Raw genomic sequence first — 15,344 nt, forward strand, 5'->3', positions numbered from 1 at the left:
CTCGGAGAATCTCAGTTGCCCAGTTTGCGGTACACCCACTCGACGGGGCCGATGCCGAACCGGCGGTGCCACACCGATCCGGCGGCGATGGCGATGACCCAGTAGACGAGGGCGAAGGTGAGCGCCAGGTCGAGGCCGGCCGGCTCGACCCAGCCCATCCAGCGCACGACGAAGTTGAAGACGAGGGCGTGCAGGACGTACAGCGTGAGGCTCATCTGCCCGGCGTGGGCGAGGAGCTTGACGATCGCCGATTTCGAGCAGGCCGTGGCGATGGCGTAGATCACGCCGAACGCGGCGAGTGACGTGCCGAGGGCGCTGGCCGTATACAGCAGACCGCGGTCGAACGGGTCGTCGGTCCAGATCGCCTGCGACAACGGCCCGGCCGTCTCCTGGGTGAGCGTGTCCGACAGCACGCGGGCGAAGCCGAACAGCGTGATGCCGCCGATGATGCAGATCGGTTGCCACCACTGCGTGCGCAACACCCGACCGAGGATCAGCCCGGCGCAGAAGAACGCCAGCCACGGGAACAGTGGGTGCGTGCCGTTGACGAAGACGTTGAACAGCAGGCCGCGCGGCGACCCGTGGCCGGGGTTGTACAGCCACGTCGGCGAACCCTCCGCCCGTTCGAGACCCCACCAGTGGATGCCCCAGCCGATGAACGCGGCAGCCACACCGATGCCGGCGAGGGCGAGGGATGGCAGCGTGAACATGAACGCGGCGAGGAAGAACATCGCGCCGTAGTACGGCAGGATCGACCCCGCCCAGATCTCGTAGAAGATCAGCCCGAACCCGTACAGCAGCAGCCCGCGGCGCATCAGCGTCCAGCGCTTGGCGGCGACGGCGGCGGGATTGCCGATCGACCTGCGGGTGAGCAGCGTGACTCCCACGCCTGCCGTGAGCACGAACGTGGCGGCGAACCTGGTGCCGAGCGGGCCGGTCCAGGGATCGAACACGCGGCCCCAGAAGTTGCGGGACCTCTCACCGCCGAGGTTGATGAGGTAGCCGTGGAAGTTCATCAGCACGACGCCGATGAGGGCGACGGCCCGGACGACGTCGGGCCCGATGAGGCGCTCGCCGCCGGCGGCCAGCGGCTGGGCGGGCAGCGCCGGGATCTCGGGCTCCATCGGCGCTGCGGGCGGTGCGGTCACCGCGCTCATGTCCAGACCACTTCGTCGGCGGCGATCGAGATCAGCGGGCGTTGCACGTCGACAGCTTGGCCGATCGGGGGCACGTCGTCACCCGTCGGGACGAACAGCGTGGAGCTGTGCATGTGGGGTGGCTCCAGGAGAGTGAGGCGGCGTCGGGCGAAATGGAACGGGCTGCGACCGTCGGCGAGGGGAGCGACCCCGTGGGCGGTCCCGGCACCGACGACGACGATGGTGCCGTCGGTCGGGGCCGCGGTCGCGTGATAACCGGCGAGGTCGCCGCCGGCGATGGGGCGGGTGAGGAGGACGTCGGTGGTGAGGTGCAGCGCCGACTTGTCGCCGTGCCAGAGGCGTGTCCCCACCCGCATCGGGAAGAGCCAGGAGGAGTGCTGCCGGACCAGCGCGGCGTGAGCGTCGGGACCGAGGTGGCTGACCCAGAGCTGCCGGGCCGCACCGAGGTGGGACTCGACGACCGGCAACCACGCCTCGATCTCGGCGATCCCGTCGGCGTCGGAGCCGGCCAGCGGGAGGTGGATCGACGCGCCGATCACGCCGAGGCCGGCGCGCGAGGCCCGCTCCACCACGGCCTCCAGCTCCTCGGGTGTGGCCCCGAACCGTCGCATCGACGAGGCCAGTTTCACGAGGACCGGGCCCTGCCAGCCGTCGAGGGCGGCGACGTCGGCGAGCGACGCGACGGTGGCGATGGCGGGGATGCCATGGAGCAACGAGATCTGCCCGGGAGCGACCGGGGTGAGCACGAGCAGCGCGGCATCGCCGACCCGATCGGCGACGTCGGCGAGCTCGTGGACCGTACCGACCGCCAGCGTGGGAGGCAGGTCGTGATCGGGCAGTGACGCGACGAGCCGCCCGGCGATGCCGGCCAGCGTGGCGCGGCCGAACCCGTAGCCGTTGCCCTTGATCACCGGAACGAGCGGCGCGTACGCGCCGGCGACTGAATCGACGTGGGCCTTCCAGGTGGCGGAGTCGACCCGGAGGCTGAGTGTCACGGCGCCGGGTGCGGCGTCACGCCGACTCGCCCTCGAGCGTCAGCTCGAACGCGTCGGTGTCGGTCGGCGGCGTGGCGTCGGTCGCCGCCGTCGGCCCGGTCGACTCGGCGACCTCCTCGGACCGTCGCCGCAACCGTCGGGCGATGTTCGTCAGCCGCCCAGGACGGCGCTCGGGCCATGCGGACAGGGCGGGTAGCAGTGGCGACAGCTGCCGCCGGGTGATGACGCCCTTCCACACCCCGACCCCGTAGGAGAAGTCGTCGAGCAGGCGGGCCGGACCGCCGTGGATCATCGCCGGCACGATGGCGGCGGCGGCCAAGCGTCGAGCCCGGCGTGAACCGAGGGCGCCGAGACCCACGACGGGCAGCCAGGTACGCCGCACGGCCGCGGCGAGCGAGCCTCCGGCGGCCAGATGGCCGGTGCCGGCGAGCCGGAGCGATTCGGTGGCGGGCACGCCGCGCAGCTTGGGGATGAGCGCCAGCGCCGTCCCGCCGGCCACGCCGGCGGCCGACACCATGTGCCCACTGGCGGCCAGGCCCCACACCCCGAGGCTCCAGGGGCTCATGCGCACCGGGGCGACGGCACTGCCGTGACGCGTGCCGAGCGCGGCTGCCGACTCGCCGTAGGCGATGCGCTGCTCGGACAGCTCCTTCCAGGTGCGCCGCGGCCGGTGCTCGACGACGACGGCGGGTTCGTAGCGCCCGATCCATCCGGCGTCGGTCATCCGCCAGACGGCGTCGACGTCCTCACCGACGCGCAGGTCGGCGTCGAACCCGTCGATCTCGCGCAGCGCGGCCATGCGCACCACCAGCACGGCGGCAGGGACGTAGGCGACCCGTGACCCGCGCTCGATCCGGGCCGGATCGGGACCGAGATCGAGGGGGGAATGCCGCTCCTCGTAGCGGGCGACCGCCACGTCGGCGCCTTCGAGCGCCGGTCCGCTCGCCACACGTGGCGCGACGAAGCCCACGGCGTCGTCGTCGAAGTGGGCGACGAGGCGTTCGAGCCACCCGCTGTGGAGCTCGACGTCGCTGTCGACGAAGGCCACCAGCGGGGTCTGCACGCCGCGGTAGCCGGCGTTGCGGGCGGCGGCGGGGCCACCGTTGTGGCGGAGGCGGACGACGTGGGCCCCGCGGACCCCGGTGATCGGCGACTCCGACCCGTCGTCGACGAACACCACGCCGGCCGTGTCGGCACAGTGACGCAGCAGCTCGTAGAGCCGCGCCGGCTCGTCCTCGTGGGTGGGGATCACCACCGTGACGTCGGAGATCCCGAAGCGGTGGGGGGTGTCGGGATCGACCGTCGGATGAATGGCCCCGGCGGCGAGGAGCCGCTCGGTGAGCGTGGAGGGTTCGACCGGGTCGCCGGCGGCGATGCGGTCGAAGATCGCCCGTCCGGCGGCCGTGAGCCGGAACAGGCGCAGGGGCGACCCGCCGATGACGGTGGTGCCGTCGCCGACCGTGCGGGTCGTCGGGTCGAGGGAGAAGCGGTTCATCGTGGAGGCAGCGGCCAGTCGACCCGGATCGCCTCTTCAACGGTGGCGACGAGATCGACGGTGATCTTGTCGAGCAGGGATGTGCCCGCGCTCAGTGTGGCATCCCGGGGGTCCCCGAGTACACCGTTCGCGCTGACCGCAGCCACCCCACCCGCCCTGAGCTGGGGCGCGAGCGCGGCGAGCGATTCGGTGTTGCCCATTTCCAGTCGGTCAGTGACCACGAGCTCGGGTCGCAGGGCGAGCATCAGCGACGTCTCGACCGTCCCGGCGTGGGCGTCTCCGCCGGCGATCTGCGGCCACCAGGACACGACCCGCCGACCCTCGGCCTCGATGGTGGCGACCGCCCGCTGCACGGCGGCCGCATTGCCGCCGTGGCCGTTGACCAACACGAGCCCGGCGGCCCAGTCGGCGGAGCGGGCCAGCTCGATCAGCACCATGGTCGTCACCTCGGTGCCGAGCGACAGGGTCCCGGGGAATCCGGCGTGCTCGCCACTGGCCGACACGGTGATCGTCGGGCCGACGAGGATCTCCGGGATCCGTTCGGCGAGACGCTCGGCGAGCGCTTCGGCGATCATCGTGTCGGTGCCGAGCGGGAGATGCGGTCCGTGTTGTTCGCACGAGCCGACGGGAATCGCCAGGACGGGTGGCCGGGATGCGACGTCGGCGCTCGAACGCTCGACGAGCTTCATTCTGCCGAGGCGTCGGCGACCGCCGGTGGAGCAGCCTCCTTGCCCCTGTTGCGGACATGGCGGACGACCTCGATGACGACGGTGACGGCGATCGCCGAGCCGAACGCAACCAGGAAGGCGGCCGTGTGGTTGTCCTTGAACGTCTCCTTGCCGATCGCGCCGAGCAGCGACGCGTAGGTCGCCCAGATGATCGCCGCCGCGGCGATCCAGCCGGCGAACCACCGCCGCGGCTGTCGCGTGACACCGGACGTGATCGTCAGTGCGGTACGCCCGCCGGGGATGAAGCGGGCGGTGATGAGCAGGGGACCGCCGCGGGCACGGATCTGCGCCCGCGCCCATTCGAGACGCTCGCCGAACTTCGGGCGGCGGCCGGCGTACCGCTGCACCCGGTCGCTGAACCTCTTCCCGATCTCGTAGGCCATGTTGTCGCCGAGGAAGGCACCGAGTGCGCCGGCGAGAATGACGAGCGGGAGCCGGCCACCGAGGCCGGCGGCGATGCCGCCGAGGATCACGGTCGTCTCGCTCGGCACGACCGGGACCACCGAGTCGAGCAGGGCGACAGCGAAGATGACGAAGAGGAACCACCAGTTGCTCGCGACGTCGTCGAGCCACTCGGTGAAGTCGGAGATCACGCTGGCCAACACCATGATCGTCCGGACGCTATCGGCGGCGGGCCCTCGTCCCCGGTGATACGGCCGGCGGCGACGGGCGTACAGTCGGGCCATGAGATCGCACCAGCGAGCGGAGCGAGCATCCCGCGGCACTCGCGGTCGAGATGTGCGGAGCGCTGGCGGAGCATGCCGCCCTCGCGGCCTGCGCGGCCGGGGAACGCCATGAACGGCCTGCGTGGCCGGGGAACGCAATGAAGGTCGCCGTCGACACCGAGAAGTGCCAGGGTCACAACCGTTGCTATGCGCTGGCTCCAGAGCTGTTCGACGTCGACGACTACGGGCAGGCGGTCGTCATCGGCACGGGTGAGGTGCCCCCTGGCCTCGAGGACAAGGCCCGTCTCGCCGCCGCCAACTGCCCGGAGTTCGCCGTCGTGATCGAGGAGCAGTGACGTGACATCGATGTACGGACCGGTCGAGGACTGGGCGACCGACTTCGATCACGCCGACCCCGACTACAACCGGCAGGCGCACGACGTCTGGCGGCGACTCGTCGACGGCGGTTGTCCCATCGCCCACACCGACCGCTACGGCGGCATGTGGGCCCCGCTGACTCACGAACTGGTCTCGGAGATCGCCTACGACACCGACCACTTCACGAGCAGGGCCGTCGTGGTCTCGACCGCCGAGGAGATCGAGGCCGAGGCGCCCATCGGCGGGGCACCACCGATCACCAGCGATCCGCCGTTCCACCATCACGCCCGCCGCCTGCTGCTGCCTCCGTTCGCGCCGAAGCAGATCGAGCCCTGGGAGCCCGAGGTCCGCCGGCTGTGCCGCGAGCGGCTCGACGACGCCCTGGCCGACGGCGCCACCACCATCGACGCCGCCACGCAGTACGCGCAGCACATCCCCACCGCGGTGATCGGCCGCATGCTCGGGCTTCCCGAGGGCGACGACGACCTGTTCCGCCGGTTCGTGCACAATCTGCTGGAGAACGTCAACCAGCCGCCGGAGGTGCGCCAGGGGTACTTCGACGAGCTCGACGCCTATCTCGACGTGCAGGTGGCCGCGCACGTCGAGCATCCGGACGGCGGGCTGATCAACTACCTCCTCGACGTCGAGCTGTTCGGCGAGCCGCTCAGCGCCGACCACGTACGCGGCTCGATCGTGCTGCTGCTCCTCGCCGGCATCGACACCACGTGGAGCGCCATCGGTTCCAGCCTGTGGCACCTCGCCACCCACCCCGACGACCGCAAGCGGCTGGTGGCCGAGCCCGAGCTGATGCCCATGGCCATCGAGGAGCTCCTCCGGGCCTATGCCCCGGTGACGATGGCCCGCATGGTCGCCAAGGATCACGACTTCCACGGCTGCCCGATGAAGGTCGACGACTGGGTCCTGCTGCCGTTCCCGGCGGCCAACCGCGACCCGACGGTGTTCGATCGCGCCGACGAGGTGGTGATCGACCGCGCCGAGAACCGTCACGCCGCGTTCGGGCTCGGTATCCACCGCTGTCTGGGCTCCAATCTCGCCCGCCTGGAACTGCGCGTGGCCGTCGAGGAGTTCCTCGCCCGCATTCCGGACTTCGAGCTCGACGACCCGGCCGGCGACGGTGTCATCTGGAGCGCCGGCCAGATCCGTGGGCCGCGACGGCTCCCGCTGCGGGTCCTCGCGCCAGCCTGAGGAGCAAATCGATGAGGGTTGCCGGCGTCGCTCTCGCCCCGGGGCGTTCTCAACCGATGTCGGGAGAGCGGGCGAGCAACGAGCGGTAGATCGGCTCGAAGCTCGAGGTGCAGTGGTCCTCCGAGCCGGCGAGGGCCGACGCCACCTCATGGCGGACGCGCCGTGGAGTGCCGGCCTGCTCGGCGAGGATCTGGACCCGCACGGAGCGATCGAAGATCATGAAGCGGTAGGCGGCCGAGCCCACCGTCCGGCCGACGGTGAGCAGGCCGTGGTTGGCGAGGACGACGGCGATGTTGGTTCCCCCGACCGCGGCGGCCACCTTGCCGGCCTCGTCGCCCCCGGAGAACGGCCCGTCGTAGTCCTCGAACACCGAGTGACAGCCGTAGAAGATGCACGCCTCCTGGTTGATCGGATCGAGCAGGCGACCGACCGCCGCCCATGCCTTGGTCGCGACGGGGTGGGCGTGCATCGCACTGTTGACATCGGGGCACGCGCCGTAGACGGCGGCGTGGAGACGCCACGCCGACGGGCTGGGTGCCCCGTCACCCCCACCCACCGCGTTGCCAACCCGGTCGGAGAGTACGAGGTCGGCCGCGGTGATCAGCTCGAACGGCACGCCGTCGGGATTGATCCAGAACAGCTCCGGATCGAGCGGGTCACGGACGCTCAGATGCCCGGCTGCGCCCTCGTCGAAGTCGAGCTCGTGGAACATGCGCAAGGCCGCCGCCAAGCGACGGCGCGCGTCGTCGCGTTCGGCGGAGGCGCCGAAGGCGGTCGAGGCGGAGAGGTCCGGTTGGTCGTGCAGCGTGCTGGTCATGCGTCCTCCTGCGAGCGACAGTACCGAGTGCGCGCCTGTCTGGTTCAGGCGACGTCGACGTGGGCCAGCACGGCCTGGATCAGCTCGGCGTCGGCCGCCAGCTCGCCGGCCGACGCGCGGCCGTCGCGGCTCGTCGTCACCACGACCGCCGCGTCGGGCCCGGCGATCGCCGCGACCGCCGCGCCCGACAGCGTCCGGGTTCCCTGCTGGCTCGCTGCCACCGCCACGTACTCGGCACCGGCGACGCTCGTGTACTCGGGGCGAGACGCGCCGAGCGGCGCCGCCTCCGACACCGTGACGCGCTCGGCCCCCGACATCTGGTCGTCGAGGAACCGGGCGAGGACGATCCCGGCGTCGGTCGGTGAGGCATCGGCGGCGACATCGATCGCGAACAGCTCGACGATCACCGTTCCGTCGGTGAACGCCGCGTAGTCGGCGCGCTGCTCGACGACGTCCCATCCGGCGAGCGAGTCGATCGAGGCGGGGGAGAGCTCGCCGATCGACGACGCATCCGCCGTCGTCACGGCCGGGGGCGGCGGGACCAGGTCGGGCAGCTCGACGGGTGTGCTTCCGAGTGGGGGAAGCTCCGCCTCGTCGGTCGGGGAGTCGATCGAGTCGACCGGTACGACGACACCCTCGTCACCCCCTGGCTCGTCGCCCACCGGTTCGTCGCCGGTCGATCCATTCAGTGGCAACGGCGGTCGCGGTGCCGCCTCGACGACGACGGTGCCCATCGTGGGGGCGTCGGGCGAGCCGGTGGCGACGGCGGGTCCGTCGATGTCGAGTGGCGCCTCCAGGCGGTCGGACGACGGCGAGTCGTCGTTGCCGGCGACCGCCGCGACGACGAGCCCGGCGATGCCGGCGAGCATCACCGCAGCCACGACGATGGCGACGACCAGGCGCGGGCGCACCCGGCCGGGGGCACCGACGTCGCTCGTCCCGTTGACGCCGGGTGCCGGTTGCTGTGGGGGCATCGGGGGAGTGGGCGGCTGGTTCATGACGGCGCTCCCACGTTCGCTCGTACGTTGTCGTGCTGACGGCGCTTCGACGTGGCGCGCACCGACGTGCCGCACGCGCTGCAGAACAGGGCGAGCGGGGCGAGGAACATGTCGCACTCACCGCAGTGCGCTTCACCGCGTACCTCGTGGCGGTTGGGACGGCCCCGTGCTGCCTCGAGCGCCGCCTCGAGCACCCCGAGATGCAGCTTCGTGCGGAGGGTGACGATCAGCCCGCCGGCGACGACGACACCCCAGGCCAGTCCGAGGGCGGCGCCCGGCGCGCCGCCGATCTCACCCGTCACCGCCACACCCAGGCCATAGGCCAGCATCGCCGAGGCGGCCACGCCGAGGCTCGTGGCGAACCGCCGTCCGAAGCCGTCGTAGCCGGGGCCGATGCCGGAGAATCCGGCCGCCGCGATGGCGAGGGCGGTGCTGTAGACGAGCGGCTTGACGATGGCCGCGTTGGCCACGATCGACAACCACAGGGCGGCGTCGCCGCGCCCGGGGCCGCCGTCGCCGACGAGGCCGTCGATCACGCCACGATGCATCATCAGCGTCTCGCCCGCGGCGTACGCGGCGCCGGCGACGGCGCCGAACGTCAGCCCGTCGATCATGTCGTCGAACCGCGGCCGGGACGCAAGGACCAGCGGCACCGCCAGCGCCAGGACGACGGCAACGAGCGGAGCGACGACGCCGAGGACGGCGACGGTGCGGGTGTCGAACGAGTCGCTGGACAGGCGCTCGAGGCCGACCTTGTCGGCGGCGTCGAGGAGTGTGGCGTCGATCAGCCGGATGGCGACGGCGCCGAGGGCGCCGGCGACGGCGATGCAGCCGAGGACCACGGGCACGGGCTGGTCGTCCCACTCGTTGACGTCGTAGAGGTACAGCGTGAACACGGCGGGCACGGCGAGGGCCGCGGCGACGAGGGCGAAGGGCACCCAGCCGGCGAGCACGGCGACCAGGGGGACGACGAGGCCGGCTGCGAATGCCCACTCGTACGCGCGCACCCCGGCGGCGTTGGACAGCGGGAGCAGGGCGGTCACCGGATTGATCGAGCGCACCCGTTCCTTGGGCCGGACCACGTAGGCGCCGGCTCGCTCGTCGCGTAGACGCCGGCGGCGGTCCTCGATCGGGCGCGCGTCGAGGTGGTCGTGGCCGCAGCGATGGCAGTAGCGAGCCGCGGCGGGCTGCGCCGACTTGCACCGGGCGCAGGTTCGGGCGTTCATCGTGGCGTCGCTCACTGGCCCACCGTCAAGTAGCCGTCGAGCGAGTCGACCACGGTGCCCGCGGCGTCGGTGAGCCGGAGCTGCACGTACACCGGTTGGCCGTCGGGGATCGGGACGTCGGTGACGGTCCACGGCCTCGACAGGTCGAGCGCCGGTGTCGTGGCCTCACGAACCGGTGCGGCGCCGGGGCGCTGGATCATCACGATCGGGTAGGCCGTGTCGCCGGGTTGCGGTGCGTAGCCGACCACGGTTCCGACCGGGTCGAGGATCGTGAACGGACCCGAGGCGGCATCGACGGTGCGGTCCCAGTTGAGGTTGGCGATGGTGCCGTCGGCGCGCTGCAGCGTGAACTCGGAGTAGCCGTGGGAGCCGGTCGCCGTGGTGACGTAGCGCGTGAAGGGAACGGCCGCGTTGACGCCGTCGGAGATGGTGGTGAGCGTGGGCAGCAGCGTCACCGTGGCCCGGCCACCCTGCACCGTGCCGGAGTCGAGCTCGAAGAACGTCAGGTTGCCGGCGCTGTCGGGACGGGCGGCCAGGAGCTCGACCGTCCCGGTGAAGTTCGCCGTCACCGGCGCGTCGAGCAGGTACCAGCCCTCGGGCGCCCCGGTGGGCCGGGACACCGAGATCGACTCGGCCGTGAAGCCGATGTCGCTGTTGAGCACCACCTGAGCCTGGGCGTCGTAGAACGCCGACAGGAACGGCCGCCAGGCCTGCGACGTCGGCTGCTGCTCGTACGACGCGTGGTAGTCGCGCGGCTCGATCGGGAAGTACACGGTCATGCCCGTGGCCTCGGCGTAGGTGGGGCTGCCGACCTGGGCGAGCACGGCGGCGTCGAGCGTGGCGAGCAGCGCGTCGCGGGCTGCGAGGGCCTGAGGCCCGATCCCGTCGAGCCCGTGGAGGAACTCGCCGAGGTCCAAGAAGCCGGGCCAGAAGCCGCCGCTCGTGCCGTACTGCCAGCCCGCACCCGCGGCCGCGAGATACGCCGCCGGGTTGGCCCCGACGTCGGCGGCCGCGGCCGTGCTGAACGAGGTGAGGGCGCCGCCCAGCGCCGCGGCCTGACCGAGGTCGATCAAGCTGAGCGTGGTCATGTCGGCCTGGCTCGGGGCCTCCTCCCGGATGTCGGCGAGGAAGCCGTCGGCGAGGGCGCCGAACGTGGAGACGATGTCGGCGTCGGGGGCGCTGGCGAACACCGAGAACGACTCGTAGTCGAGGCCGAGGCCGGGGACCAGCTCCTCGGAGGAGATGAGGTGACGGGCGCCGCCGGCCACCTCGGACACGATCTCGTACGTCGCCATCAGGCAGGCATCGAGTGTCAACAGGTCGAACTTGTCGCGTCCCGCCGCCGCCAAGCCGGTCTCCATGGCGTGGCCGAGCTCGGCGGCGTCGATGTAGGTGGTGTTGCGGGTCGGCCCGTCGTTGGTGACGTCCTCGTCGAAGGCGATGCCACGCCATCCGAGCCCGTGGTCCCAGATGACGAGCCCGATCCGCTGGGCCGGGTGGCGGCCGAGCGAGTCGGCGATGAACCAGGCGAGCGTGTCGGGACTGCCGCTGTCGACCTCACCGAGCTGCTGGACGACCGTCGCCGTCCCGCCGGCGATCTCGACCACGATGGCGTCGCCGGTGTTCTGCACGGCCTGCGACGTCGACCACGTCGCTTCGGAGCTGTCGATGTAGACCGTGAACGTGGCCCCCGAGCGGCTGGCCGTCACCATCTCGTCGATGTCCGTGCCCAGGGGCAGGTCCGACGAGGAGTCGTTCACGGTGTACACGAGCGTGTGCCAGCCCGGCGCCAGCTGGGCCTCGGCGCGCGGCGACCACGGCAGTGACGCCGCCACACCCGAGACCGCCGTGGCGAGCACCGCAGCGGCGGCCCAACCCCTACTCATCGGCATCGTTCGATCCACTCCTCGTTGCCGACCGAGGTGCGGTCGGGCCTGTCGTACCTGTCTGTCGTCCTTGACTGCGTCGATGGCTTCGGCCGACATCGGCCCGCGCACATCAAACCATGTGACGGGGCTTCCTTAGGATGAGTTCGCCATGACTGATCAGAGAGCCGAGCCGGCCGCATCCGACCCGCCGGGCCGCCCGGAGCACGACGACGCGACCGCTCACCACGGCCCCTCGCCACTCGACGGGCTCAATCCCGACCAGCTCGACGCAGTCGTGCACACCGGCGGGCCGCTGCTGGTGGTGGCGGGCGCCGGCTCGGGAAAGACGCGGGTGCTCACCCACCGCATCGCCCACCTCATCCACGAGGGGGCCCGCCCGTCGTCGATCCTCGCCATCACGTTCACCAACAAGGCGGCCGACGAGATGCGCCGCCGGGTCGCCGACCTCGTCGGGCCCGTCTCGCGCACGATGTGGGTGTCGACGTTCCACTCGGCCTGTGTGCGCATCCTGCGCGCCCACGCCGACCGCCTCGGCTTTCCCCGCCAGTTCTCCATCTACGACCAGGCCGACGCCACCCGGCTCACTGGCTACGTCATCCGCGATCTGGGCCTCGACTCCAAACGGTTCACCCCGCGTGGCGTCATGGGGGCCATCAGCCGCTGGAAGAACGAGCTGATCGATCCGGCGGCCGCCGCCAACAAGGCGGCGTCGGCCGACATCTTCGGCCGCAAGCAGGCCGAGGTCTACGCCGAGTACCAGGCCCGGCTGCGAGCCGCCGGTGCGATGGACTTCGACGATCTGCTCGGCAACACCGTCGCCCTGTTCCGGCTCCATCCTGACGTCTTGGCCCAGTATCAACAGCGCTTCCAGTACATCCTCGTCGACGAGTACCAGGACACCAACCAGGCGCAGAACGAGATCATCCTCATGCTCGCCGCCGGCCACGGCAACGTCACCGTGGTGGGCGACACCGACCAGTGCCTGCCGGCGGGCACGATGATCCGCACCCCGCACGGCGACGTGCCCATCGAGAAGCTCTCCATCGGTGACCAGGTCGTCGGTGGTGACGGCCACGGTGCCGCGGTCGGAACGATCGCCCACGTGCATCGCGGCGAGAGCGCCGGTCCACTCGTGACGGTGACGGTGCTCGGTCCCGCTGGCGTGGCGACGCTTCGTGCGACGGCGGAGCACCGCATCCCCATCCTGACCGGTAACAGATGGTGCCAGGCACCATCTGTTACGGCCGATCGGCCGGCGGCGGCGTTGATCGCGCCGTGGGTCGAGCTCGGCGCGGCCGAGCTGGAACCGGGCACGCCGCTGCTCGTCGCCCGTGGTGAAGAGCTCGTCGAGGGCACGGTGGTCGACGTGACGCACGAGCCGTTCAGAGGGCCGGTGTTCGACCTTCAGGTCGAGCCGCATCACACGTACGTCGCGAACGGGGTGCTGGTGCACAACTCCGTGTACGCCTTCCGGGGCGCCGACTTCCGGAACATCCTGCAGTTCGAGGATGCGTTCGAGGACGAGGTGACCACCGTCGTGCTCGACCAGAACTACCGCAGCACGCAGAACATCCTCGACGCCGCCAACGCTGTCATCGCCAACAACGTCGAGCGGCGGCCGAAGAACCTGTGGACCGACACGGGCAAGGGCGATCGCATCGTGCGGTTCTTCGCCGAGGACGAAGGCGACGAGGCCCGCTACGTCGCCGCGACCGCCCACGATCTGCGCAACACCGACGCGATGAACTGGCGGGACATGGCGGTGCTCTACCGGACGAACGCCCAGAGCCGTTCGGTTGAAGAGGCGTTCATGCGCCTCGGCGTGCCGTACAAGGTGGTCGGCGGCACGCGCTACTACGACCGGCGCGAGATCCGCGACGCCATGGCGTATCTCCGGGCGGTGGTCAACCCGTCCGACGAGGTGAGCGTGAAGCGCATCCTCAACGTCCCCAAGCGCGGCATCGGCGACGCCAGCGTGGCCAAACTCGACGCCTACGCCGCCGAGACTGGGCGGGGCTTCTTCGACGCCATGCGCCACAGCGAGCTGGCCGGCGTCACCGGACCGGCCGTGCGCGGTCTGGCGTCGTTCGTCGAGCTGATGGACTCGCTGGCCGCGCGGGCCGGCGAGCTGGGCGGGGTCCTCGAGCTCGAGGGCGTCACCGACAACGGGCCGGCCGAGATCCTCCAGGCCGCCCTCGAGGGCTCCGGCTACCTCGGCGAACTGCAGGCCGAGAACACGGTCGAATCGGCCGGCCGCATCGAGAACCTCGAGGAGCTGATCGGCTCGGCGGCCCAGTTCACCCGCATCGACGAGTTCCTCGAGCAGGTGTCGCTCGTCGCCGACACCGACGAGATCCCCGAGGAGGCCGAGGACCAGGTGGTCCTCATGACGTTGCACGCGGCCAAGGGTCTCGAGTTCCCGGTCGTGTTCATCGTCGGGATGGAGGACGGCGTGTTCCCGAGCAGCCGGGCCCTCGACAACCCCGACGAGATGGAGGAGGAGCGACGCCTGGCCTACGTCGGCATCACTCGCGCCCGTCAGCGCCTCTTCCTGGTGCATGCGTGGAGCCGGATGCTGTTCGGCAACACGCAGTACAACCCGCCGTCGCGCTTCCTCGAGGAGATCCCCGCCGAGCTGGTGCAGACGCAGGGCAACGCGTCGGGCCGGTCGTCGTACGGGCGCCAGAGCCTGCGGCCACGCGATCGGGGCGGCTCGTTGCCGCCGTACCGCCGCGGCGGTGGCGGATCGCGCTACACCGATCAGTCCCGGTCCGACGCCCACCGCGACCGGGTGGTGGAAGCGGCGATGAGCGCCGGGCGCAGCGCCAGCGCCGTCGAGCCGTCCGACCCCACTGCCGTGCAGCTGCGAATCGGTGACGACGTCGAGCATCCGGCGTTCGGCGAGGGCGTGGTGCTCGAGGTCCGCGGTCGTGGCAGCGACATCGAGGCGACGGTGAACTTCAAGGGCGTCGGCATCAAGCACCTCTCGCTGTCGTTCGCTCCGCTCCGCAAGAAGTAGCCCGTCCGTCTGCTCAGGCCCGTCCGCCGGTCGGCTCAGGAGCGGGCCGGAAGAACGGGAGGGTATTTGCCCACCGTGGCGACCGGAGGGTACCTACCTGACGCTTCGGTGGGGTAGGTACCCTCCGGTCGTCGGTGGGCGGTGGGTAAATACCCTCCGGACGCAGTGACGACCTAGATTTCTGGGCTATGACGAAGGCAGCCCTGGTGATCGAGAGCCTGACCGGCAACACGTGGAGAGCGGCCGAGCTGGTGGCCGACGGTCTGAGCCAGTACGGGTGGTCGATCACCGGTCTGTCCAAGGTCAAGCAGCCCGACCTCGCGTCCATCCAGGACGCCGACCTCGTCGTCGTCGGCACGTGGGTGCACGGCCTGTTCGTCGTCGGCCAGACGCCGTGGGCGGTGTCCAACATCTCCAGCCTGCCGACGATGCGCAACAAGCGCTCGGCCGTGTTCTGCACGTTCGGTCTCAACCCCGGCCGCAGCCTCGACAAGCTCACCGGCGCCGTCGAGGCCACCGGCGCCAACGTGCTCGGTGGCCTCGCCCTCAACCGCTTCAAGCTCGAAGAGCACAGCGAGATCCTGACCACCCGTCTCGTCGACGCCTTCGACGCGGCGACCGTTTAGTTGCCCCGGCGGGAACGAGAGGCACCGACCGAACGGCCCGGAGGGATCCCGGCGGTACGAGACGACGCGACGCGGCCGAGAATCGGTGGCGGCGCGCCTCCACACCTGCGACGATGCGGGGACCGACGGCACCGGCGCCGACGGG

13 protein-coding genes are annotated in these 15,344 nt (G+C 71.1%); 4 read left to right on the top strand and 9 right to left on the bottom strand.

What is annotated here, in order from left to right; all coding sequences use genetic code 11:
* Positions 1-11 precede the first annotated feature (11 nt).
* From DN771_RS03485 to DN771_RS03505, 5 genes are read right to left on the bottom strand one after another with little or no spacing between them, the layout of a single operon-like run.
* Positions 12-1,157, bottom strand: coding sequence for a DUF418 domain-containing protein (locus tag DN771_RS03485; protein ID WP_116995936.1), 1,146 nt, complete (start codon positions 1,155-1,157; stop codon positions 12-14).
* On the bottom strand, positions 1,154-2,152 hold the full coding sequence (locus DN771_RS03490) for an alanine racemase (protein WP_116995937.1): 999 nt from the start codon (positions 2,150-2,152) through the stop codon (positions 1,154-1,156). Before DN771_RS03490 ends, DN771_RS03485 begins: the two co-directional genes overlap by 4 nt.
* 16 nt (positions 2,153-2,168) lie before the next feature.
* The gene (gene mftF, locus DN771_RS03495; protein ID WP_116995938.1) at positions 2,169-3,647 is read right to left on the bottom strand and encodes a mycofactocin biosynthesis glycosyltransferase MftF; all 1,479 of its coding nucleotides are present in this window, start codon (positions 3,645-3,647) and stop codon (positions 2,169-2,171) included.
* Positions 3,644-4,336 carry a mycofactocin biosynthesis peptidyl-dipeptidase MftE gene (gene mftE / locus DN771_RS03500; RefSeq protein ID WP_116995939.1) on the bottom strand — a complete coding sequence of 231 codons (693 nt, stop codon included), beginning with the start codon at positions 4,334-4,336 and terminating at the stop codon, positions 3,644-3,646. The genes mftF and mftE overlap by 4 nt, the downstream gene beginning before the upstream one ends.
* Positions 4,333-4,983 (bottom strand): DedA family protein, encoded by a 651-nt coding sequence (locus DN771_RS03505; protein WP_162941484.1) that lies wholly within the window; start codon positions 4,981-4,983, stop codon positions 4,333-4,335. The genes mftE and DN771_RS03505 overlap by 4 nt, the downstream gene beginning before the upstream one ends.
* 215 nt (positions 4,984-5,198) lie before the next feature.
* Here DN771_RS03505 and DN771_RS03510 point away from each other — a divergent pair, with 215 nt between their 5' ends.
* Entirely contained in the window at positions 5,199-5,396 is a 198-nt protein-coding gene (locus DN771_RS03510) for a ferredoxin (protein ID WP_116995941.1), read from the top strand.
* Between the two features lie 10 nt (positions 5,397-5,406).
* Entirely contained in the window at positions 5,407-6,624 is a 1,218-nt protein-coding gene (locus DN771_RS03515) for a cytochrome P450 (RefSeq protein ID WP_116996152.1), read from the top strand.
* A gap of 49 nt (positions 6,625-6,673) precedes the next feature.
* Here DN771_RS03515 and DN771_RS29180 read toward each other — a convergent pair whose 3' ends face one another.
* Genes DN771_RS29180 through DN771_RS03530 form a run of 4 tightly spaced genes read right to left on the bottom strand, consistent with a single transcriptional unit; the run spans position 6,674 to position 11,551 of the window.
* Entirely contained in the window at positions 6,674-7,441 is a 768-nt protein-coding gene (locus DN771_RS29180) for a class II aldolase/adducin family protein (RefSeq protein WP_162941485.1), read from the bottom strand.
* A gap of 44 nt (positions 7,442-7,485) precedes the next feature.
* On the bottom strand, positions 7,486-8,439 hold the full coding sequence (locus DN771_RS29185; RefSeq protein ID WP_162941486.1) for a hypothetical protein: 954 nt from the start codon (positions 8,437-8,439) through the stop codon (positions 7,486-7,488).
* On the bottom strand, positions 8,436-9,680 hold the full coding sequence (locus tag DN771_RS03525) for a hypothetical protein (protein WP_116995943.1): 1,245 nt from the start codon (positions 9,678-9,680) through the stop codon (positions 8,436-8,438). Before DN771_RS03525 ends, DN771_RS29185 begins: the two co-directional genes overlap by 4 nt.
* Positions 9,677-11,551, bottom strand: coding sequence for a clostripain-related cysteine peptidase (locus DN771_RS03530; protein WP_162941487.1), 1,875 nt, complete (start codon positions 11,549-11,551; stop codon positions 9,677-9,679). The genes DN771_RS03525 and DN771_RS03530 overlap by 4 nt, the downstream gene beginning before the upstream one ends.
* A 151-nt stretch (positions 11,552-11,702) precedes the next feature.
* On the opposite strand from DN771_RS03530, the gene DN771_RS03535 reads away from it, so the two are divergent.
* Both DN771_RS03535 and DN771_RS03540 read left to right on the top strand, forming a co-directional pair.
* A complete protein-coding gene (locus DN771_RS03535) occupies positions 11,703-14,573 on the top strand; it encodes a UvrD-helicase domain-containing protein (protein WP_116995945.1) in 2,871 nt (956 codons plus the stop codon).
* Between the two features lie 188 nt (positions 14,574-14,761).
* Positions 14,762-15,199, top strand: coding sequence for a flavodoxin family protein (locus DN771_RS03540; RefSeq protein WP_116995946.1), 438 nt, complete (start codon positions 14,762-14,764; stop codon positions 15,197-15,199).
* Positions 15,200-15,344: the final 145 nt, after the last annotated feature.

The organism is Desertimonas flava (assembly GCF_003426815.1).
Lineage (GTDB): Bacteria > Actinomycetota > Acidimicrobiia > Acidimicrobiales > Ilumatobacteraceae > Desertimonas > Desertimonas flava.

Excerpts from the sequence above, each read along its gene's own strand:
- DN771_RS29180 (WP_162941485.1), bottom strand. The coding sequence starts at position 7,441 with ATGACCAGCACGCTGCACGACCAACCGGACCTCTCCGCCTCGACCGCC.
- mftF (WP_116995938.1), bottom strand. The coding sequence starts at position 3,647 with ATGAACCGCTTCTCCCTCGACCCGACGACCCGCACGGTCGGCGACGGC.
- DN771_RS29185 (WP_162941486.1), bottom strand. The coding sequence starts at position 8,439 with ATGAACCAGCCGCCCACTCCCCCGATGCCCCCACAGCAACCGGCACCC.
- DN771_RS03515 (WP_116996152.1), top strand. The coding sequence starts at position 5,407 with ATGTACGGACCGGTCGAGGACTGGGCGACCGACTTCGATCACGCCGAC.
- DN771_RS03510 (WP_116995941.1), top strand. The coding sequence starts at position 5,199 with ATGAAGGTCGCCGTCGACACCGAGAAGTGCCAGGGTCACAACCGTTGC.
- mftE (WP_116995939.1), bottom strand. The coding sequence starts at position 4,336 with ATGAAGCTCGTCGAGCGTTCGAGCGCCGACGTCGCATCCCGGCCACCC.
- DN771_RS03485 (WP_116995936.1), bottom strand. The coding sequence starts at position 1,157 with ATGAGCGCGGTGACCGCACCGCCCGCAGCGCCGATGGAGCCCGAGATC.
- DN771_RS03535 (WP_116995945.1), top strand. The coding sequence starts at position 11,703 with ATGACTGATCAGAGAGCCGAGCCGGCCGCATCCGACCCGCCGGGCCGC.
- DN771_RS03505 (WP_162941484.1), bottom strand. The coding sequence starts at position 4,983 with ATGGTGTTGGCCAGCGTGATCTCCGACTTCACCGAGTGGCTCGACGAC.
- DN771_RS03540 (WP_116995946.1), top strand. The coding sequence starts at position 14,762 with ATGACGAAGGCAGCCCTGGTGATCGAGAGCCTGACCGGCAACACGTGG.
- DN771_RS03530 (WP_162941487.1), bottom strand. The coding sequence starts at position 11,551 with ATGAGTAGGGGTTGGGCCGCCGCTGCGGTGCTCGCCACGGCGGTCTCG.